Raw genomic sequence first — 21,585 nt, forward strand, 5'->3', positions numbered from 1 at the left:
ATACACGATGACCGCTTCCAACGCTCACGGCCTGCGTCCCCTGCGGCGCTCGGCAACCCATAGGTTGTGCGCTCTGGTCCTGGCGATCGCGGCCGTGGCTGGCGTGGCGCCGACCTTCGCTGCGCAGAGCCCGGCTTCGGCCAGCAGCACAAGCCAGTCGAGAGCCGTGCAGGTGTCCGATATCGACTTCCGCCGCGCGGACGATGGTTCGGGTCGCCTGATCCTCAAGTTCGATCGCAAGGGCGCGACCCCTGACCTGCGCACTGAAAACGGCAAGGTCATCGTTGATCTCGCCAATGTCATGATGCCGGCCTCGCTGCAGAAGCCGATGAACGTCATGGACTTCGCCACGCCGGTCCAGCGCATCGACGCCCATGCGTCCGGCAAGGGCGCACAGCTGGTGCTGGATACACGCGGAACGGTCGAATCGCTCGCTTACCAGACCGAAAACCAATACGTGGTCGAGATCAGCGCCAAGGCCGATAAGCCTGCCGTCGGTGCGGCATCGGGTCAGATCGCCGGAACGTCGCAGCTTGCGGCTGCTGGTGCGAAGCCGTATTCGGGCAAGCCGGTGACCTTCAATTTCCAGGACGTGCCGGTGCGCACGGTTCTCCAGCTGATCGCTGAAGAGTCCAATCTGAATATTGTCGCTTCCGACACTGTGCAGGGCAGCGTCACGCTGCGTCTGGTCAACGTGCCGTGGGATCAGGCACTGGATATCGTGCTGCGTGCCAAGGGCCTGGATAAGCGTCGTGACGGCAACGTGGTGTGGGTCGCGCCGCAGCCCGAGCTGGCCAAGTTTGAGCAGGACAAAGAAGATGCGCGCATCGCGATCGAGAATCGCGAAGATCTGATTACTGACTATGTCCAGATCAATTATCACAGCGCGACCGAAATCTATAAGGCGCTGACCGAGGCCAAGGGCATTGGTGGTAGCAGTGGCGGCAGTGGCGGTGGATCGGGCGGCGATCAAGAGAATGGTTTCTTGTCGCAGCGCGGCCGTCTGGTTGCCGATGAGCGTACGAACACCCTGATGATCAGTGACATCCCCAAAAAAGTCGCTTCAATGCGCGAACTGATCGGTGTGATTGATAAGCCTGTGGATCAAGTGCTGATCGAGGCTCGTATCGTGGTCGCAACCGATACATTCGCTCGCGATTTGGGCGCGAAGTTCGGCATCGGCGGCACCCATACCTATGGTGACAACGTAGCAACCATTGGCAGTAGTGCGACGGGTGGCGTGGACGCCACGCGCGGCTTAAACGTCAATCTGCCCGCGAATAACTTTACCGATGGGGCCGCCGCCGGAGCTCCGAGTTTGGCGTATACATTGCTCGGGGCAAACTTCAATCTCGATCTCGAGCTGTCTGCGTTGCAGGAAGAGGGGCGCGGTGAGGTCGTTTCCAACCCTCGCATCATTACCGCGAATCAACGTGAAGGTGATATCAAGCAGGGTACTGAGATCGGCTATGTAACCATCACCGGTGGTACTGGAGGAACTGCCGCAACACCCAATGTGCAGTTCAAGGAAGCCTTGCTCGAACTCAAGGTCACGCCAACCATTACTCACGACGGCCGCGTGTACTTGAATATGTTTGTCAAGAAGGATGATGTCGCTGACTACATTACACTTCCTAATTACGGTGTGGTGCCTACTTTGAACCGTCGGGAAATCAATACTGCCGTCCTTGTCGAAGATGGTCAGACGGTCGTGATTGGTGGCGTGTACGAGTTTACGGATCAGGCATCGGTCTCAAAAGTGCCGTTCCTGGGTGACATCCCGTTCCTTGGCAATCTTTTCAAGAAGCAGGGCAAGCAGAAGAACAAGGCTGAGCTTTTGATCTTCGTGACGCCGAAGGTGATCGCGGTTCGCCAGTAATCGCTGCACAACTTTGCGTGGAGAAGAACGGAGCCCAAGGGCTCCGTTCTTCGTTGTATCGCAGGCGATTAGGCTGCGGACCGGGTCGAGTGCGTGGCGCGTCTCCGAATCCGTAGCCTTCGCTGAACGGGCGAGTCGCGGTATGGTGGGTCGATGGAACCCCCACAGGCCTGCGTTGGTCGAAAGCCACGTTGGTCTAGACCATGAGACATTCGATGGAACACGCCCCCGACGCCCGTCCGCCCGCGCAGTCTGCATCGCAGTCCGCTTCCGACGACCATTTGCATGATGCGTTCATCGCGCTGCGCGCCTCGCTGTCCGAGACGATCGTGGGCCAGCACGCGCTGGTCGATCGCCTGCTGATTGCCTTGTTGGCCGATGGCCACCTGCTGGTGGAAGGCGCGCCAGGCCTGGCCAAGACCATGGCGATCCGCGCACTCGCCGCGCGCATGGAGGCCGACTTTGCACGCGTGCAGTTCACGCCCGACCTGCTGCCAGCGGACCTGACCGGCACTGAAGTCTGGCGTCCGCAGGATGGGCGTTTCGAGTTCCAGGCCGGCCCGATCTTCCATCCGATCCTGCTGGCCGACGAAATCAACCGCGCGCCGGCGAAGGTGCAATCGGCGTTGCTCGAAGCGATGGGCGAGCGCCAGGTCACGGTCGGACGCCATACGTATCCGCTGCCGCCGCTGTTCTTGGTGATGGCCACGCAGAATCCGATTGAGCAGGAAGGCACGTTCCCGTTGCCCGAAGCGCAGCTGGATCGCTTCCTGATGCACGTGAAGATCGGCTATCCCGAAGCGTCTGCGGAGACCGAGATCCTGCGGATCGCGCGCGATCGTGCGCGCGATGCGTTGAAGCCGCTGCCCGAGCAGCTTGCGCGCATGTCGCTGGACGATGTGTTCGCTGCCCGCCGTCAGGTCCTGGACCTGCATATGGCGCCGGCGCTGGAGCGTTACCTCGTCGAATTGGTGCTTGCTTCGCGCGATGCGTCGCGTTACGACGCGCAGCTGGCGCGCCGGATCGCGTGGGGCGCTAGCCCGCGTGGCTCGATCGCGCTGGAGCGCTGTGCGCGGGCGAACGCGTGGCTGGCAGGTCGCGACTACGTCACGCCGGAAGACGTGCGCGCGGTGGCGCCGGATGTCCTGCGGCATCGTGTCCTGCCCAGTTACGAAGCGACCGCCGAGGGCTGGGATGGCGCGCGTCTGGTCGATGCGCTGATCGAACGCGTGCCGCTGCCTTGATGCCTCAGGCTTCGCACGGAACGTCGCCGATGGCACCTGCAATTCCCAAGATCGCCTGTCTGCCTCCGCGTGTTCGCACATGTGGCGCGTTTCGTAGCGTGCGGGGCTGAGGGCGACGTGATGGCACGGTCTCTTCCCGGCAACGCGCAGCCTGCGGCCGAAGACGCGGGCAACGGTCTGCGGCCGACGCTGGCGGAACTGGTGGGCCTGCGCGCGCTGGCCCAGCGACGGCCCGCGGCGCGACGCGGTAGCCATCATCTGACCGGACCGGCGGCGTCGCCGCTGCGCGGTCGCGGCATGGAATACGCCGAATCGCGCGAATACGTGGCGGGCGACGATGCACGTCATATCGACTGGCGGCTCACCGCGCGTAGCGGCAAGCCGCATACCAAGTTGTTCCAGGCCGAGCGCGAACGCCTGACGCTGATCGTGGCCGATACGGCGCCGGCGCTGTATTTCGGCACTCGCGTACGCTTCAAATCGGTGCAGGCGGCGCGTGCCGGTGCGCTGGCGGCCTGGGCGGCGGTGCGCGATGGCGACCGGATCTCGGTGCTGCGCGGTGCAAGCAGCGAGCCACCGGTGCCGCCGGCTTCCGGCACGCGCGGCGCCTTGCGCGCGCTGGATGGCTTGATGCGCTGGTATGCCGAACCGCCGGCCGATGATCTCGGCCTGACGTCCGCGCTGGAGCACGCTCAGCGCGTCCTGCGCCCTGGTTCGCGGCTGGTCGTGCTGGCCGATCCGCGCAGCGTCGCGACGGTGCCGGAAGTGCGCTGGCCTGCCTTGGCCGGCCACCACGAAGTGATCGTGTTGATGCTGACCGATGCGCTGGAGCAGGCGCCGCCCAAGAGCAAGCTGCCGTTCCAGTCGGGCGATCACCGCCTGGAACTGGATCTGGGCAACGCCAGCCAGCGTCAGCGTTGGGGGCGTGAATTCGTCCAGCCCCTGCATGCCGCGCTGGAACGTCTGCCGGCCCGCGGCGTGCGGGCTTATGCCTTGCGTGCCGACGCGGCCAGCGATGCGTGGTTGCCGCTGTTAGGACGCGCCGCACCGGTGCCGGCGACCGCATGAGCGCGATGGCGCCGCAACCCTTGGTCCTGCGTGACGTGCACGTGCCACCCGCGCCGAGCTGGTGGCCGCCTGCGCCCGGCTGGTGGCTGGTGCTGGTTGGTGTGTTGATCCTGGTCGCCGTGCCGCTGGCGTGGCTGTACTGGAAGCGCACGCGTCGCGCGCGCCTGGTCGCGCTGTTCGATCGCAACTGCACCTCGGCGCTGGCGCCGCCGATGCAGGTCGCGTCGGCCTCCGAACTGCTGCGCCGCGCCGCGCGCCGGGTCGATCCGAAGGCCGACCGCCTGCAGGGCGAGGCCTGGCTGAAATTTCTGGATGGCAAGCAGGGCAGCGACTTCAGCCAAGGCGTGGGCCAGTTGCTCAAGGACGGCGGCTTCCGTCCGCGGATCGATCCGCGCCAGTTGGAACAGTTGCGCGACCTCGCGCGCGCACGCTTCGTCGCGTTGATGGAAGGCCAGCGATGAGCATGGCCGCGCAGTGGTTGCAGGAATTCCGGCTGGTGTTCGGTGGTTTTGGCTGGCCGTGGATGTGGGCCGCGCTTCCGCTGCCCTGGCTGGTCGCGTGGCTGGCCCCGGCGGTGCGCAGCCAGTCGCCGGCGCTGCGCGTGCCGTACGGCGAACGGCTCGATGGCATCGCCACCAGCGGCACCGCGGTGCGCCGTTTCCACGTGAACTGGCTGGCGGCGCTGGCCTGGGTGCTGCTGTGCGCGGCTGCGTCGCGCCCGCAGCAGCTGGGCGAAGCGGTGACGCCGCCGCAGGCCGGGCGCGATTTGATGCTGGCGGTGGACTTGTCCGGCAGCATGCGCGAGCCCGACATGGAGCTGGGTGGTCGCCCGGTGGATCGCCTGACCGCCGCCAAGGCGGTGCTGGCCGACTTCCTCAATCGCCGTATCGGCGACCGCGTCGGCCTGCTGGTGTTCGGCAATCGCGCCTACGCCGTGGCACCGCTGACGCTGGACCGCGATTCGGTCCGCGACCAACTGCGCGATACGGTCAGCGGCCTGGCCGGGCGCGAAACCGCGATCGGCGACGCCATCGGCCTGGCGGTCAAGCGCCTGAGCAACCAGCCGGCCGGGCAGCGCGTGCTGATCCTGCTCACTGATGGCGTCAACACGGCGGGCGCGTTGGATCCGGCCAAGGCCGCCGAGCTTGCCAAGAACGAGGGCGTGCGCATCCACACCATTGCCTTCGGTGGCAGCGGGGCGGGCATGTCGGTGTTCGGCATGCGCCTGCCGATGCAGGGCCAGGACGACATCGACGAAGAAGGCCTGCGCGCCATCGCCGAGACCACCGGCGGACGCTTCTTCCGCGCCCGCGATACCGAGGAGCTGGTCGGGATCTATTCGGAGCTGGACAAGATCGAGCCGATCTCACGGCCCGGCCGTGCGGTGCAGCCGCGGATCGAGCGCTATCCGATCCCGCTGGCCCTGGCGCTCTGTTGCGGCTTGCTTGCGCTGGCCTGGCGTGGGGTGCGCGCATGAACCGCGGCGGCTGGCAGTGGTTCATCACCGCGCTGAAGGAATTCCATTTCCTGCGGCCGTGGTGGCTGTTGGCGTTGCTCGCGCTGCCGCTGCTGTGGTGGCTGTGGAAGTTGAACGAGCGCCGTTCCAACGCCTGGCGCGGCCTGGTCGATGCGCACCTGCTGGCGCATCTGCAGGTCGGCGGCGGGCGCCGCCAGACGCTGACCCTGCTGGGCGCGTTGCTGGCCTGGGTGATCGGCGCGGTGGCGCTGGCCGGACCGACCTGGCGCCAGGAAGAACAGCCGCTGTGGCAGACCCGCGCGCCGCTGGTCATCGCGCTGGACCTGTCCGATTCCATCAATGCCAACGACCTGCCACCGTCGCGCCTGCTGCAGGCGCGGGCCAAGGTGGCGGCGTTGCTGCGCGAGCGCGCCGGCGGCCAGGTCGGGCTGGTGACCTATGCCGGCGAGGCGTTCACCGTCGCGCCGCTGACCGATGATGCGGCCAACGTGGCGCTGTTCCTGGACGCGCTGGATCCGTCGATCATGCCGGTCGCCGGTAGCAATGCCCGCAACGCGATCGCGCTGGCGCAGTCGCTGATGCATCAGGCGGGTTTCGAACAGGGCCAGATCCTGCTGCTGACGGACCACGCCGACGAGAACGCCGACAGCGCCGCGCGTCGCGCGTTGGGCGCGGGCTTCAACGTGAGCGTGTTGGGCCTGGGCACGCGTGCCGGGGCCGCGTATCGCGCCGCCAATGGCGAGATCGGGCGGGCGCAGCTTGAACCTGCTTCGTTGCAGCGCCTGGCCTCGGCCGGCGGCGGTCGCTACCAGCCGCTCAGCGCCGGCGATGCCGACCTCAAGGCGCTCGGCGTGCTCGATCCGCAGTCCGAAGATGCACGCGCCCAGCGCGGTGAGAAGGGCACGGCTTGGCGCGATCAGGGCTACTGGCTGCTGCCGCTGCTGATGTTGCTGTGCCTGTTCGCGTTCCGCCGCGGCGGCATGCTGGCGGCGATCGCGCTGTGCGTGCTGCTGCCGATGGCGCAGCCGGCCGCCGCCGCCGACTGGTGGACGCGCGCCGACCAGAAGGCCCAGCAGCGCATCGAGCAGGGCGCGCAGGCGTATCGCAAGGGCGATTTCGCTGGCGCGCAGGTGCAATTCAATGGGCTCAGCAGTGCCGATGGGCTCTACAACCAAGGCAACGCGCTGGCCAAACAAGGGCAGTACGACCAGGCCATCGCCGCCTACGACGCGGCCCTGAAGCAGCAGCCGGGGATGGAGGACGCCATCGCCAACCGCGCTGCGGTCGAGGCCGCGCGCAAGCAGCAGCCTCCGCCGGGCGGCGGCGGGCAGGGCGGTGAGCAAGGCAAGAACGGCCAGGATGCCAAGCAGGGTGGCCAGCAATCGCAGCCGCAGTCCGGCCAGTCGGGCGACAAGTCGCAGGACCAGAACAAGGACCAGCAGGCGCCGTCGAAGCAGGACGCGTCGAAAGATCCGGGCAAGTCCGGCCAGGACAATGCCAATCAGGATGCCTCGAAGGGCAAGCCGCAGGACGGCAAGCCGGACGAAACCAAGTCCGCCGCCGAACAGCAGCAGGAACAGCAGGCCGCCGACGCGGCCCAGCGACAGCGCATGCAGCAGGCGATGCAGCAGGCGATGCAGCAGGACGGCAAGCCGCAGGATCCGGCCAAGGCCGGGCAGGCGCAGGCTGCGCCGGAAACCGCGGCCGAGCGTGAGCGTCGCCAGGCCACCGAGGCTTGGTTGCGGCGCGTGCCGGACGATCCGGGCGGCCTGCTCAAGGCCAAGTTCCAACTCGAATACCAGCGACGCCAGAGGGACGGAGAATGATGCGACCGGCCGCTTCCACGCAGGAGCCGCGCACCGTCGCCTGCCTGCGCGCCACCACGACTGCGCTCCTGGCGCTGCTCCTGCTGCTGGCCAGCGCCAGCCCGGTGCTGGCGGCCACGCGCGCCTGGCTGGATCGCTCGCGCACCGCGATCGGCCAGCCGGTGGTGCTGAGCATCGAGAGCGACCAGGACATCGGCCAGCCGGACCTGAGCGCGCTGAAGGACGACTTCGACGTCATCGATACCGCGACCAGCCGGCAGATGCAGATGGTCAACGGACGGGTCGACCGCAGCGTGGTCCTGGCCATCACCCTGCAGCCGCGCCGCACCGGCGAGCTCAGCATCCCGGCGCTGGACATCCAGGGCCAGCGCACGCCGGTGCTGGGCCTGCGCGTGGTCGACGCCCCGGCCGCGCAGCCGGGCAACAGCAATGCCTACATCGAGACCGATGTCGATGACCTGACGCCGTACGTGCAGCAGACCGTGGGCGTCACGCTGCGGCTGTTCTACGCGGTGCCGCTGGTCTCCGGGCAGCTGGATATCGATCCGCCGCAGGGCACTTCGCTGCAGCGCGTGGGCGATGACGTGCAGTCCACGCGCGAGGTCAACGGCCGCCGCTACAGCGTGGTCGAACGACGCTTCCTACTGGTGCCGGATCGCAGTGGCGACCTGGTGCTGCCGGCGGCGCGGTTCAACGGGCGCGCGGCAGGCGGCGGCGGGTTCTTCGACAGCATGCTGGGCATGGGCCAGCGCAGCGACCTCAACGCCTCCGGCCAGACCCAGACGCTGCATGTATTGGCCCAGCCGGACAACGCGCCGCAGCCGTGGTTGCCGCTGTCCGACCTGCGCCTGCGCTATGCCAGCGCGCCGCGTGGGCTCAAGGCCGGCCAGGCCAGCAGCTTCGTGGTCGAGGCCACCGCGCGCGGCGCGACCCGCGCGCAGCTGCCGGACCTGCCGATGCCGACCGTGGACGGCGCGCAGGTGTTCGCCGAGCCGCCGCAGTACACCGAGAGCTTCGACGGCGCCACGCCGGTGGTGAAGGTTACGCGCCAGTACTCGCTGGTGCCCAGCGGCGCCGGCGCGCTGAGCCTGCCGGGTTTGAAGATGGACTGGTGGGACGTCAAGGCCGACCAGCAGCGCACCGCCGCGCTGCCGGACATGTCGCTGGAGGTCGCCGCGGGCTCGGGCAACTTCGCCAATGCGACCCTGCCCGAACCGGCACCGGCGAATGCGCCTCAAACCGATCCTTCCGCTGCACCCGCCGATACCTCAGTCGCGGCCTCGGGCGAAAGCACCGGTGGCGGCCTGCGCGATCCGCGCCTGTGGATGCTCATCGCGCTGGCCTTCGCACTGCTGTGGGTGCTGACCCTGGGCTGGTTCTATCTGCGTCCCCGTGCGGCGGCTTCGCGTGCGCCGGTGCGGATCGCGCCCGGCCTGCCCGAAGCGCCCGGCGTGCGTGCCCGTCACGGCTTGCCTGATCTGCGTCGCGCGCTCGATACCGGCACGCTGGATGACGTGGGCCAGATCCTGGTCGGCATGGCGCCGCCGCCTGCACGCGACCTGGATGCGGTGATGGGCCAGCTTGCCGATCCCGCGCAGCGTCGCGCGGTCGAGGCCCTACGCCGCGCGCGTTGGGCCGAGGGCGATGGCGCGCAGGCCCGCACGCTGTTGCGCGAGGCGTTCGCCACCGGTCCGACCTGGATCGGCGCGCGCGCGAGCTCGACACAGGACACGAGCCTGCCGCCGCTCTATCCCGAGCGCTGATCCGCCCGCGCGGCGTCGGTGCATCGACGACGCGCCGCGACATCGCCTCGTGCGTTTCTGTCGAATTTGTCAGGAAATTCCCGCCATCTTCGCCCTGTCTGCAGGGTTCGGGCAGGCCTGTCGTCTTTGCTAAGCTCCCGTGATCTTCTTCGCACGCACAGGAACTCACGCATGACCGACGCACCTTCCGGCAAGTCCAAGCTGCCCTTGCATTGGAAGATGGTGATCGGATTCATGGCCGGCCTGGTGCTGGGCCTGATCGTGCACAGCACCGTGGGTGCCGACGCGGGTTGGGTGAAGACGCTCACCGGCATCACCCAGCCGGCCGGCAACATCTTCCTGCGCCTGATCTTCATGCTGGTGCTGCCGCTGCTGTTCTCCGCGCTGGTGGTGGGCATCTCGGAAATGGGCGACGTGCGTTCGCTCGGCCGCATCGGCTGGAAGACGCTGGGCTACACCATCCTGGCCTCGGGCATCGCCGTGGTCCTGGGCCTGGTGCTGGTCAATGTGCTGAAGCCGGGCACCGGCACCGATCCGGCCACCGCGCAGCAGATGCTGGCCGCTGGCGCCGATCGCGCCCAGGCCATCATCAGCAAGGGCAAGGACGCGCCGGGCGGCGCTGACATGCTGCTCTCCATCGTGCCGTCGAATGTGGTCAGCGCCGCGGCCGACGACCAGATCATGGGCGTAATGTTCTTCGCCCTGATGGTCGGCGTGGGCGTGGTCCTGACCCGCACCGAGAAAACCGCCGTGTTCCGCAACGCAGTCGAAGGCCTGTTCGAGATCTCGATGACGCTGATCACCCTGGTGATCCGCCTGGCGCCGTACGCGGTGTTCTGCTTCATGTTCAACCTGGCCGCGCTGTTCGGCTGGGACCTGCTGCTCAAGCTCGGCGCCTACGTGGGCGTGGTGGTGCTGGCGCTGGCGATCCACATGTTCGTGGTCTATTCGGCGCTGCTGAAGTGGGCCGGCTGGTCGCCGGTGAAGTGGTTCGGCGCGGTCCGTGAGGTGATGGTGCTGTCCTTCTCCACCGCCTCGTCCAACGCGACCCTGCCGACCTCGCTGCGCGTGGCCGAGGAGAACCTGCACCTGCCGCGCAAGGTCTCGCGTTTCGTGCTGACCGTGGGCGCCACCGCCAACCAGAACGGCACGGCCTTGTTCGAAGGCGTAACGGTGCTGTTCCTGGCGCAGTTCTTCGGCGTGGAGCTGTCCATCACCCAGCAGCTGACGGTGATGTTCGTCTGCATCCTGGGCGGTATCGGCACCGCCGGCGTGCCGGCCGGCTCGCTGCCGGTGGTGGCGCTGATCTGCGGCATGGTCGGGGTGCCGCCGGAAGGCATCGGCATCATCCTGGGCGTGGACCGTTTCCTGGACATGTGTCGCACCACGCTCAACACCACCGGCGACCTGGTCCTGTCCACGCTGGTGTCCAAGGGCGAGAAGGACGAGCCGGATCCGGACGTCGTCACGGCCTGATCCGTCCCGCGGAGCGGGGCATCGCGGGCAGTTCATGTGACCGGAACGGCCGGGGATGGGACAATAGGGATTCCCGGCGCGCCACGCGCCTCTTTCCCAGTCCCTGACATGTCCGCTCCGACCCGCCGTCAGCTCGCCAACGCCATCCGTTTCCTCGCCGCCGATGCGGTGCAGGCCGCCAATTCCGGCCATCCGGGCATGCCCATGGGCATGGCCGATATCGCCGAAGTGCTGTGGAACGACTACCTCCGGCACAACCCCAACAATCCGAAGTGGTTCAACCGCGACCGCTTCGTGCTGTCCAACGGCCACGGCTCGATGCTGCAGTACGCGCTGCTGCACCTGTCCGGCTACGAGCTGCCGATCGAAGAGCTGAAGAACTTCCGCCAGCTCCACTCCAAGACCCCGGGCCATCCGGAGAGCCACATCACTCCCGGCGTGGAGACCACGACCGGTCCGCTGGGCCAGGGCTTTGCCAATGCCGTGGGCTTTGCGCTCGGCGAGAAGCTGCTGGCGCAGCGCTACAACAAGCCCGAGCTGCAAGTCGTCGATCACCGTACCTGGGTGTTCATGGGCGACGGCTGCATGATGGAAGGCATCTCGCACGAAGCCGCTTCGCTGGCCGGCACGCTGGGCCTGGGCAAGCTGGTCGCGTTCTGGGACGACAACAACATTTCCATCGACGGCGAGACCGAAGGCTGGTTCACCGACGACACGCCGGCGCGCTTTGCCGCCTACGGCTGGCACACCATCGGTCCGATTGACGGCCACGATCCGGAGGCCATCAAGGCTGCCATCGACGAGGCGCTGGAGATCACCGACAAGCCGACCCTGATCGCGTGCAAGACCAAGATCGGCTTCGGTTCGCCGAACAAGGAAGGCAAGGAATCCAGCCACGGCTCGGCGCTGGGCAAGGACGAAGTGGAAGCGACCCGCAAGGCGCTGGACTGGCCGTACCCGGCGTTCGAGATTCCCGAGGAGATCTACGCCGGCTGGCGCGCCAACGGCACCGGCAGCTTCCGCCAGGGCGAGTGGGAACAGCTGTTCGACAAGTACGCCAAGCAGTTCCCGGCTGAAGCGGCCGAGCTGGCGCGTCGCTCGCACGCGCAGCTGCCGGACGACTTCCTGGCCAAGGCCGATGAATACGTCGCCAAGATCCAGGCTGAAAGCCCCAACATCGCCTCGCGCAAGGCCTCGCAGAACGCGATCGAAACCTTCACCGCGCTGCTGCCGGAAATCGTCGGCGGCTCGGCCGACCTGGCGCCGTCCAACCTGACCCTGTGGAAGAACGCCAAGACCGCGGTCGGTGACGATCCGGGCGCCAACTACGTGCACTACGGCGTGCGCGAGTTCGCGATGTCGGCCATCGCCAACGGCCTGGCGCTGCATGGCGGCTTCATCCCGTTCGACGCGACCTTCCTGACCTTCAGCGACTACGCGCGCAACGCGCTGCGCATGAGCGCGCTGATGCAGGCGCATGCCATCCACGTGTACACGCACGACTCGATCGGCCTGGGCGAAGACGGCCCGACCCACCAGCCGGTCGAGCACATGGCGACCCTGCGCCTGATCCCGCACAACGATGTGTGGCGTCCGTGCGATGCGACCGAATCGGCCGCTAGCTGGAAGGCGGCGATCGCTCGCCAGGACGGCCCGAGCTGCCTGGTCTTCAGTCGCCAGAACCTCAAGCCCCAGCCGCGCGGCAAGGCCGAGATCGAAGGCATTTATCGCGGCGGCTATGTGTTGGCTGAAGCCGATGGTGGTATGCCCAAGCTGATCCTGATCGCCACCGGTTCGGAAGTGGGCATCGCATCCGAAGCGCGCGAGAAGCTGCAGGTCGCCGGCATCCCGACCCGCCTGGTGTCGATGCCGAGCACTAACGTGTTCGACCGCCAGGACCTGGCCTATCGCGAATCGGTGCTGCCGCGCTCGATCCGCGCCCGCGTGGCGGTGGAGGCCGGTTCGGCCGACTTCTGGTTCAAGTACGTCGGCCTGGATGGCGCCATCGTCGGCATGACCACCTTCGGTGAGTCGGCCCCGGCGGAGAAGCTGTTCCCGTTCTTCGGGTTCACGGTGGATCACGTGGTGGAAGCGGCGCAGGGTGTGATCGAGGGGTAAGCCTTCGGCGTGCTGCTTGATTGAAAAGGCCGGGGAGTTCCCCGGCCTTTTTGTTTGTTTGCTTCTTTGTGTGGTGGTGCTTTCTGCACTGTTGGCCTGAAGCGACAGCAACGGTTTTCGTGCAGCTTCGCCGCCCGACCTACTTTCTTTGCTTGTGCAAAGAAAGCTAGGCAAAGAAGCGCTTTTCCACAGACGCATGTCTGGTCAACACACTCCAGGCGGCACGCCCTCGCTTCGCGAGGGTTCGCTACGGATCGAGGGATTTTTGGGCGTGACATCCATGTCCCGTCCAAAAACGCGCACCTCCATGTGCGGCCCTGCGGGGTCTTGTCCTCGCCCTTCGCCGTGCCTCACGGAGGGTTTGAGAGCGCAGGCAAGAGCAACAGCAAAGCAGCCGAGCAAGCTCGGCTGCTTTGGCTTTGGATGTTGTTCTTGACTCCGCTCTTGATCTTCAGCGCCTTCAAAGCGAGCCGAGCACCGCAGGCGGAAACGGCCGAAGAGGCGCGGGTGTCTGAGCGCAGCGAGTTCCCGCGTCGTGCCGTTTCCGGCGAGGAGCGCAGGGCACCGCCGCAAAGCGGCAGCGAGTGTCAGGCGCTGGCGGCTTTGCTTCCTTTTGCCAAGACAAAAGGGAGTCGCACCGCGAAGCGGTGTGAAAGCTCTGCTTCTCGCTTTAGCGCAAGAAAAACCACTCACGCGTGTCGAGGCGAACGAATGCGCGCAACCAACGCAACCCGCGATGCATCACGGCACCGCCACCCCATCATGCAGCACCGGATACGGATTCACCGCCGTCCCCTTCCACCACTGCTTCTCCGGCCCCAGCTGGAAGATCGCAAAATGCAGATGCGGGGCTTCCGCGCTGGCGTTGCCGGTGCTGCCGACGTAGCCGATCACATCGCCGCGCTTGACCGCCTGTTTTTCCTTCAGGCCATCGGCGTAGCGCTGCAGGTGCGCGTAGTAGTAGGCGAGCTTGCCGGTGGGTTCGAACTGGTAAATCGTCAAGCCGCCGCGCTTGCTGTCGAACAGCTTTTCCACCGTGCCATCGGCCACCGCCAGCACCGGCGTGCCGGCCGGCGCCATGATGTCGATGGCGTCGTGCACGCGGCCTTCGCTGCGGGCGTCGGTGAAGGTGTCATGCAGGTCCTTGCGGGTGATGCCTTGCACCGGCAGCAACAAGCCTCCGGGCGTATCGACCTGTGCGGGATCTGCTTCGGGCGTGCGCAGTTGCGGTGTCATCGACGGTGCGCTGGCGGGCGCGTCGGTGGCATCGCCAGACGGTGCGTCCGGTGAAGCGGGCTGCACCGAAGCCGGCTGCACATCGCCCACCATCTGCAGCGCAGGCGTGGTCGGCGCGCCTTGCGCCACGGCGGCGTCGACGGCTGCGGCGGCGCTGCCTGGTTGCGAGGTCGGCTGCACGTCGATGCCGACGGCGCGCAGCGCCTGGGTGCGTTCGACCATGCGCAATCCGACTGCGCCGATCATGATGCCCAGCAACAGCGTCAGCAGGAATTTCATCGGCTTACTCCTGGAAGAGGACCGGCACGGAGGTGTCCACCGCGTCGGCCACGATCAGCACATCCCAGTTGGTCAGGCGCACGCAGCCGTGGGATTGCGACTTGCCCACGCTGCGCGGTTCAGCCGTGCCATGCAGGCCGTAATGTTCCTTGGACAGGTCGATCCAGACACGACCGACCGGATTGTTGGGGCCTGCGGCGATCGTGGCTTTCTTGTCGCCTTTCTTCGCGTCCCAGAAGAGCTTGGGGTTGTAGTGGAAGGTCGGGTCGCGATACGCGCCGAGGATCTTCCACTCGCCCAGTGGCAACGGATCGTGCTGGCTGCCAGAGGTCACCGGGAACTGCGCAAGTACCTTGCCCTGCGCGTCCAGCAGCGACAGCGTGGAATCGGATTTGTCGACCACCACCTTGGCTGCCTTGGGCAGCGGCGGCAGGCCGCCGATGTTGGTCACCTTGATCACGGTGCCGGCTTTAGCCTGGGCGAAATCCACGCCCGGATTGAGCTGCTGCAGGGTCTGCGGATACACATGGAAGCGCTCGCCCAGCGCCTCGGCGAGCGAGGTATAGCCCAGCGATTTCAGTCCGGCCTGCTTGGCGATGTCCTTGGGAATCTGCACGAACGGACCGGCCAAGTCTTCGGCGGTCAGCGTGTAGTCGGCGACCACCGCGGTCTGGTCGGCATTGAGCGCCTGCCAGGTGGCGGCATCGGGTTCGCCGGTGACCGGCAGGCCGTGTGCGGCTTGATAACCACGCAGGGCGCGCTGCTGGTTGGATCCGGGCTGGCCATCGATCTGGCCGGGCGAGAAGCGCGCGCGGTCGAGCAGCACCTGCAGGCGCAACAGGCCTGACGGACCATCGACGGTGGCGACGTTGTTGGCGGTGGCGGCGTCCAGCGCCGGCGGCGTCGCGGCGGGCATAGCGGCCGGTGTCTGCGCCGTTGCTAGGCCGGCGGCTGGCAACAACGGGATCAGGAGGGCGAGGGCAAGGGCGTTCAAGCGGGGCATGCAGTGATCCGGCTGCGGGAATGCAGCCACCATGCCCATGCACGCTGCGGCGCTGGCGTGAAAATCCCTGCTGAAGCCTGACTGGTGCAAGATGTGACACAGGCCCTGAAGCAGCTTGCGGCCCCTCAACCCCGACGCGCATCATGCGCGACTTCGAACTACAACCCGCATGGAAGTCGTATGACGCTTTCGCAGCTGCGCGCCCGTGGTGCCTTTGTGGACACCTGGCTGCCGCGCCTGCAACGCGCTCGCCCCTGGCTGCTGGCCGCGGCGGCGCTGGTGGTCGCGGGACTGGTGATCGATGCCTTCATCGACTTGTCGCATCAGGTGACCTACGCCGGCGTGCTGGCGGCGGTGCAGGGCGTGGCGGGCTGGAAACTGGGCATGGCCTTGTTGGCCACCGCAGTGAGCTTCTTCTCGCTGACCTTCTATGACGCCTCGGCGCTGCGTTACGCCGGCGCGCGCGTGCCGTACCGCGTGGTCGCCAAGACGGCGTTCATCGCCTACGCGTTGAGCAACATGATCGGCCTGGGGGTGTTTACCGGTGGCGCGGTGCGGCTGCGGTTGTACGGTGCGGCCGGCGTGGAAGCCGGCCTGATCACCCGCGCGATCGCCTTCAACGCGTTGGCCTTCGGCTTAGGGATTAGCGTGGTCGGTGCGGTCGGCGTGCTGCTCGATGCGGCTTCGCTCGCACCGCTGGCGCATGTGCCGGTGTGGGTGCTGCAGGCGGTGTGCATCGCGGCGCTGCTGGCGGCGGCGGTGCTGCTGTGGGCCTGTCGCAAGGGTGAGTTTGCCGCAGGTCCGGTGCGCATCCGTCTGCCGGCGCCGTGGCTGGCTTGGCAGCAGCTGGGCGTGTCGGTGGTGGATATCGTCGCGTCGGCCGCGGTGCTGTGGTGGCTGCTGCCCGAAGGCGCGATCGATTTCTCCGCTTTCGTCGGCTTCTATGCCGCGGCGATGGTGTTGGGCGTGATCAGCCATGTGCCGGGCGGGCTGGGCGTGTTCGAAGCGGTGATGCTGCTGGCGCTGGGCGGACGCGTGCCCTCCGAATCGCTGGCCGGTGCGCTGGTGCTGTATCGCCTGATCTATTACGTGCTGCCGTTGTTGCTGGCGATGGGCGTGCTGGCGGTGCACGAAGTCGGCCGCGGCCCGGCCGCGCCGGTGGCCCGCGCGATGGTCGGCATGGCGCCGCGCCTGCTGGCCGCGTTCACCGCCGTGGTGGCGGTCATGTTGCTGGTCTCGGGCGTGACGCCGGCCACCGACGAAGCCACCGCGCTGCTGGCCCTGCACGTGCCGCTGCTGCTGGTGGAGGCCGCGCATTTCTTGAGTTCGATCGCGGGCGTGGCGATGCTGTTCGTCGCGCGCGCGCTGCTGCGCCGTCTGGACGCGGCCTGGTGGGCGGCCGTGGGCCTGACTCTGGTCGCGCTGGTGCTGGCCCTGCCCAAGGGACTGGCCATCGACGAATCGCTGGTGCTGGGTTCGCTGATGGTGGTCCTGCTGCTGTCGCGCAAGCAGTTCACCCGCAAGGCCTCGCTGCTGGCCGTGCCGTTCAGCGAAGGCTGGCTGCTGGCGATGGCGGTAGTGTGCGTGGCGGTGACGGCGCTGCTGTTCTTCGCCTATCGCGATGTCGATTACGGCAACCAGCTGTGGTGGCAGTTCGAGTTCGATGCCGAGGCGCCGCGTTCGCTGCGCGCGATGGTCGGCGTCTCAATCCTGGCCTTGGCGCTCGCCGTGCGCCAGTTGCTGCATCCGCCGGCGCCGCCGCTGCCGCTGCCTACCGCCGAGGAACTGGACCGCGCCGATGCGATCATCCGCCAGCAGTCGTCGGCCGATGCCGGCCTGGCGCTGACCGGCGACAAGCCGCTGATGTTCTCCGAGAACGGCAAGGCGTTCGTGATGTTCGGCCGCCAGGGCAAGTCGTGGATCGCGTTGTCCGATCCGGTCGGCCCACGCCAGGATTGGGACGAACTGGTGTGGCGCTTCCTGGAGCGCGCCAAGGAGTCCGGCGCACGCGGCTGCTTCTACCAGGTGCGCCCCGATGCGCTGCCGCTGTACCTGGATGCCGGCTTGCGCCTGTTCAAACTGGGCGAATACGCGTGGGTGCCGCTGGCCGAGTTCAGCCTGCAGGGCAAGCGTCGCGGCAACCTGCGCAACGGCGTCAACCGCTGCGAGCGCGAGGGCCTGGAGTTCGCGCTGATCGATACCGTCGATGTGCCGGCGCTGCTGCCGCAGCTGCGCGCGGTGTCCGATGCGTGGTTGGGCAAGCACAACACCGCTGAGAAGCGCTTCTCCGTCGGGGCCTTCGACGATGCCTACGTGGCGCGCAATCCGGTCGCGGTGGCGCGGCGCGAGGGCAAGATCCTGGCGTTCGCCTCGTTGCTGACTTCGGATTTGAAGCAGGAGGCCAGCATCGACCTGATGCGCCACGTGGAGGACATGCCCAACGGCACCATGGATTTCCTGTTCGCCAAGCTGATGCTGCATTTCGCGCAGGCCGGCTACGCGCGCTTCGGCCTGGGGATGGCGCCGCTGTCGGGCATGGCCGGACATGCGCTGGCGCCGCGCTGGCATCGCATCGGCCGGCTGCTGTATTCGCACGGCGAGCACTTCTACAACTTCCGCGGGCTGCGTGCCTTCAAGGAAAAATTCGATCCGCAGTGGGAAGCGCGCTACCTGGCCGCGCCCGGGGGCGTGACCCCGCTGCTCGTACTGGGTGATGTCGCCGCACTCATCAGCGGCGGTTACAAGGGAGTCATCGGCAAATGATCCGTCGTCTTGGCAGTCTGTTGTTGCTGGCCTGCGCGCTGCCGCTGCATGCGCAGCCTCTGGCCAAACCCGAGCGCGTCTCGCACGGCAATTTCCGCGACGTGACGCTGTACCGCACCGAAGGCGCGCCGCGCCAGGTGGTGCTGATGTTGTCCGGCGAACAGGGCTGGAATGCCGCGGCCGATGCCGACGCCCGCGCGCTGGCGCAGGCTGGCGCGTTCGTTGCCGGCATCGATACGCCGCAGATGCGCAGGCAGTTCACCGGCGACGGCAAGGGTTGCGTATTCCCCGATGGCGACCTGGAAAACCTCTCGCACTACCTGCAGGGCTACGCGCAGTTGCCGGGCTATCGCGCACCGTTGCTGGTGGGCGAGGGCAGTGGTGCGGCGGTGGCCTACGCGATGGCGGCGCAGGCCGATGCCGGCGTGTTTTCCGGTGCGCTGACCGTGGACTTCAAGCCGAGCCTGGACCTGGGGCGCGTGCCCTGCGAAGGCAAGGGCAACATTTTTGAAACCCTGCCGATCAAGGGCGCGATCACCGTGCTGCAGCCGGCGCCCAAGCTGCGCGTGCCGTGGGTGTCGCTGGCCACCGGCGGGAAGGCGGCGGGCTTCGATGCCAAAGCCTTCGTCAAGCGCACCGATGGTGCCTCGTTCGTGCAGCTGGAAGCCGCGCGCGATGAAGCCGCGGTGCGCCACGCCGCGCTGGTCGCCGCCTCGCACATGCTGGGCAAGACCGAGCAGGCCAAGGCGCCGCCCGCGCCGCCGCAGGATCTGGCTGGCCTGCCCTTGAACGAGGTGCCCGCCACCGCCGCGGCGCAAGGCGACACCTACGCGGTGCTGCTCAGCGGCGATGGCGGCTGGGCGGGCCTGGACCAGGAAGTCGCCGCGGCGGTGGCGGCCAAGGGCATTCCGGTGGTGGGCTTCGACTCACTGCGCTACTTCTGGAAGAAGCGCACGCCGCAGGGCCTGGCCACCGACCTGGACCGCATCCTGCGCTATTACGGCCCGCATTGGGGCAAGTCGAAGGTGATCCTGATCGGCTATTCGCAGGGCGCCGACGTGTTGCCGTTTGCGGTGAATCGCTTGGCACCGGACACGCGTGCGCAGCTGTCGCAGGCTGTCTACCTGGCGTTGAGCGGCAATGCCGCGTTCGAGTTCCACCTGACCAACTGGATGTCCGACGACGTCGCTGATGGCATGCCGACCACGCCGGAGATCCTCAAGCTCAAGGCGGCGGAAAACTTCTGCATCTACGGCGAAGGCGACGACGACGAGGTCTGCAGCAAGATCCCGGCCGGCCACCTGCGCGTGCAGGCATTGACCGGCGGTCATCACTTCGATGGCGACTACGCGCACTTGGCCGAGATCATTCTCTCGACCGCGGCCACGGCCGACGCCAAGCCCTGAAGGCTAAGCGCGGGTCTGGGCCAGCGCGTAACGCAGCAGCCGGGCCATGAGCCGCTGTCCCAGCCTGCGCGGCTGGGACAGGTCCATGCGCGACAGCGCGATAGCCGCGTCCGGCGTTTTCGTCAGCAGCGCCGCAGCGACGGTGCGCAGCTTGTCGGCGCGCGTGGCGGTGTGCTCTTTCAGCCAGGTCAGCGCGCGCACGAGCTGCTGCTCGGTGTCGGTGAAATCGCTGCCCAGCGGATAGTCGGGTAGCGTCCCGTCACGGCGGAACGGCGCCAGCGCCTGCGCCAATCGTTGCGGCGTGTTGCGCTGCCACTGCGCGGGTGGCTGGAAGTCGCTGTGGAGCTTGCCTGCGCGCTTGGCCTGTTCGACCAGCGGCGCGACGAAGCGCGCATCGGTGATGCCGCACATCGCGATCACGCAGTCCTCGTCGGTCTGCGCGCGCAGATCGGCGATGCCGTACTCGTCCACGAACACATCGCGCAGGTGGCGCGGAATGGTGGTGTGGCCGTAATTCCAGCGGATGTTGGAGGCGGCTTGCGTGGGTAATCCGCGCCAGCTGCGCAGCATCAGCACACTGCGCGCATCGTCCAGCGCGTGGGCCATGCTGACGAAGTCGTGCTGCCCGCCGACGCCGGAGACCACGCGCCCATCCTCCAGCCCATCGGACACCGCGGCGCCCAAGGCGGTGGCCATCATGCAGCTGTTGAAGAAGCGGGATTCCACGCGCTGCAGCCGCTCCAGCGCCTCGTTGCCGCCATAGAGCTGGTTGATCTCGCTGATCCTACGCATGCCGATGGCGCGGCGCTGGTCATGATCCAGGTTGCGCAGCCAGTCGTAGAATTCGGGCGATCCCAGGTAGAAGGCGCCGTGCAGATACTCGCCTTCGGCCTGGAGCTTTGCGTGGTCCGCGTCGCTGGCGCTGCCGGTGGCGATGCGCTGCATCAGTGGCGCATCATCCACGACGCGGCGCTTGGTCACGCCGTGTTGCACCAGCTGGCGGAAGCCTTCGTTGAGCATCTCGCTGCAGCCGTAAAGGCCGATCGAGAAGGGCGCCATGCCGCCGCTTTCGATCACGGCGGGGTGATGGATCAGCTCGGGGTCCAGCGCTTCGAGGACGCGGCGATAGGTGGCGTTATCGGTATGCCGCAGCACCAGCGCGTGGCTGAGGGCGTCGGCCAGCGTGCCGATGCCGATCTGCAGCGTGCCGCCGTCGCGCACCAGCGCGCTGGCGTGCAGGCCGATGGCGTAATCGCTTTCGCTGACCGGCTGGCGCGGCAGGCCGAACAGCGCCGGATGCGGTCCGGGCGGATCGATCACCACGTCGAAGAAATCCTCGCCCACCGTCGCGACGCCGCCCATCCAGGGCAGCTGCGGATCGATCTCGGCGACCATCAACGGACGCGGCAGGCCGCGACGGCGGATCGCGTCGAGCGTGTCCTGGGTGGTGTCGTTATTGCACGACAGCGATAGGCGCAGTGGCGCGTCGGCCGCTGCCTGCGGATCGCGCGCGACTTTCTGCACGATCATGTTCGGCGCGCGCTGGGCCACGCCGTCGGCGGCGTGGGTGTAGTTAAGGCTGACGTAGCTCCGCTGCATCTGGGTCGAATGCAGCAACGCGCCGGACTGCATGTAGAACTCTTCCACCTGGATGTGCGCGGGGAGCGTGTTCGCCTTCAATGCCTGCACATAGCGCAAGGCGGGGAAGTGCTGGCCAAAGTGACGCGCGGCAAACGGCTTGAAGAAGCGCGCTTCCAGCCCATCGCCCTTGGGTGCGGGTGGATCCAGCGACAGCGCGGTGTAGAGCTGCATGGGCCGCGACGGATCACGTTCGATCCGCTCGTACAGCGCATTGAGCAAGCGGTGCGGCTTGCCGATGCCCAGCGGCGCGGCGACGCGCAGCGGGCCGGGAATGCGCTGCAGGATCAGATCGACGGCGTCGGACAGGTCGGCAAGGGCGAGGGTCATGCAGCCAGCTTCCTTGATGTGCGTTCAACGCTTGTGGTGGGCGCGCGGCTTGATCGCGGGCACCGCTTGCGGCGGTGTC

14 protein-coding genes are annotated in these 21,585 nt (G+C 67.3%); 11 read left to right on the top strand and 3 right to left on the bottom strand.

Going from position 1 to position 21,585, the window contains the following annotated elements:
* Positions 1-7: 7 nt before the first annotated feature.
* The 9 genes from BMZ17_RS11450 (at position 8) to tkt (ending at position 12,851) form a co-directional block, all read left to right on the top strand.
* On the top strand, positions 8-1,879 hold the full coding sequence (locus tag BMZ17_RS11450) for a type IV pilus secretin PilQ (protein WP_093138703.1): 1,872 nt from the start codon (positions 8-10) through the stop codon (positions 1,877-1,879).
* 215 nt (positions 1,880-2,094) lie between these two features.
* A complete protein-coding gene (locus BMZ17_RS11455; RefSeq protein WP_093138704.1) occupies positions 2,095-3,123 on the top strand; it encodes an AAA family ATPase in 1,029 nt (342 codons plus the stop codon).
* A 120-nt stretch (positions 3,124-3,243) separates the two neighbouring features.
* Positions 3,244-4,191, top strand: a complete 948-nt coding sequence (locus BMZ17_RS11460; RefSeq protein WP_175485562.1) for a DUF58 domain-containing protein — start codon at positions 3,244-3,246, stop codon at positions 4,189-4,191.
* 5 nt (positions 4,192-4,196) lie between these two features.
* Entirely contained in the window at positions 4,197-4,652 is a 456-nt protein-coding gene (locus BMZ17_RS11465; RefSeq protein ID WP_093138705.1) for a DUF4381 domain-containing protein, read from the top strand.
* A gap of 2 nt (positions 4,653-4,654) precedes the next feature.
* A complete protein-coding gene (locus tag BMZ17_RS11470; protein WP_175485614.1) occupies positions 4,655-5,668 on the top strand; it encodes a vWA domain-containing protein in 1,014 nt (337 codons plus the stop codon).
* A complete protein-coding gene (locus tag BMZ17_RS11475; protein ID WP_093138707.1) occupies positions 5,665-7,494 on the top strand; it encodes a VWA domain-containing protein in 1,830 nt (609 codons plus the stop codon). Before BMZ17_RS11470 ends, BMZ17_RS11475 begins: the two co-directional genes overlap by 4 nt.
* A complete protein-coding gene (locus BMZ17_RS11480; protein WP_093139659.1) occupies positions 7,494-9,257 on the top strand; it encodes a BatD family protein in 1,764 nt (587 codons plus the stop codon). Before BMZ17_RS11475 ends, BMZ17_RS11480 begins: the two co-directional genes overlap by 1 nt.
* Before the next feature lie 171 nt (positions 9,258-9,428).
* The gene (locus BMZ17_RS11485) at positions 9,429-10,733 is read left to right on the top strand and encodes a dicarboxylate/amino acid:cation symporter (RefSeq protein WP_093138708.1); all 1,305 of its coding nucleotides are present in this window, start codon (positions 9,429-9,431) and stop codon (positions 10,731-10,733) included.
* A 108-nt stretch (positions 10,734-10,841) separates the two neighbouring features.
* Positions 10,842-12,851, top strand: a complete 2,010-nt coding sequence (tkt, locus tag BMZ17_RS11490) for a transketolase (RefSeq protein ID WP_093138709.1) — start codon at positions 10,842-10,844, stop codon at positions 12,849-12,851.
* A 741-nt stretch (positions 12,852-13,592) separates the two neighbouring features.
* On the opposite strand, the gene BMZ17_RS11495 is transcribed toward tkt, so the two are convergent.
* Together BMZ17_RS11495 and BMZ17_RS11500 are read right to left on the bottom strand one after the other, a co-directional pair.
* Positions 13,593-14,366, bottom strand: coding sequence for a M23 family metallopeptidase (locus tag BMZ17_RS11495; RefSeq protein ID WP_093138710.1), 774 nt, complete (start codon positions 14,364-14,366; stop codon positions 13,593-13,595).
* Between the two features lie 4 nt (positions 14,367-14,370).
* Complete coding sequence (locus tag BMZ17_RS11500; protein WP_093139662.1) at positions 14,371-15,369, bottom strand: L,D-transpeptidase family protein; 999 nt, start codon at positions 15,367-15,369, stop codon at positions 14,371-14,373.
* 180 nt (positions 15,370-15,549) lie between these two features.
* Here BMZ17_RS11500 and mprF point away from each other — a divergent pair, with 180 nt between their 5' ends.
* The gene (gene mprF, locus BMZ17_RS11505; protein WP_093138711.1) at positions 15,550-18,132 is read left to right on the top strand and encodes a bifunctional lysylphosphatidylglycerol flippase/synthetase MprF; all 2,583 of its coding nucleotides are present in this window, start codon (positions 15,550-15,552) and stop codon (positions 18,130-18,132) included.
* The gene (locus BMZ17_RS11510) at positions 18,129-19,538 is read left to right on the top strand and encodes a virulence factor family protein (protein ID WP_093138712.1); all 1,410 of its coding nucleotides are present in this window, start codon (positions 18,129-18,131) and stop codon (positions 19,536-19,538) included. The genes mprF and BMZ17_RS11510 overlap by 4 nt, the downstream gene beginning before the upstream one ends.
* A 3-nt stretch (positions 19,539-19,541) precedes the next feature.
* Here the strand turns inward: BMZ17_RS11510 and BMZ17_RS11515 are convergent, their stop codons facing one another.
* The gene (locus BMZ17_RS11515; protein WP_093138713.1) at positions 19,542-21,506 is read right to left on the bottom strand and encodes an acetyl-CoA hydrolase/transferase C-terminal domain-containing protein; all 1,965 of its coding nucleotides are present in this window, start codon (positions 21,504-21,506) and stop codon (positions 19,542-19,544) included.
* Positions 21,507-21,585 lie beyond the last annotated feature (79 nt).

Origin of the sequence: Pseudoxanthomonas sp. GM95 (genome assembly GCF_900109775.1) — a bacterium.
Classification (GTDB): Bacteria; Pseudomonadota; Gammaproteobacteria; order Xanthomonadales; family Xanthomonadaceae; genus Pseudoxanthomonas_A.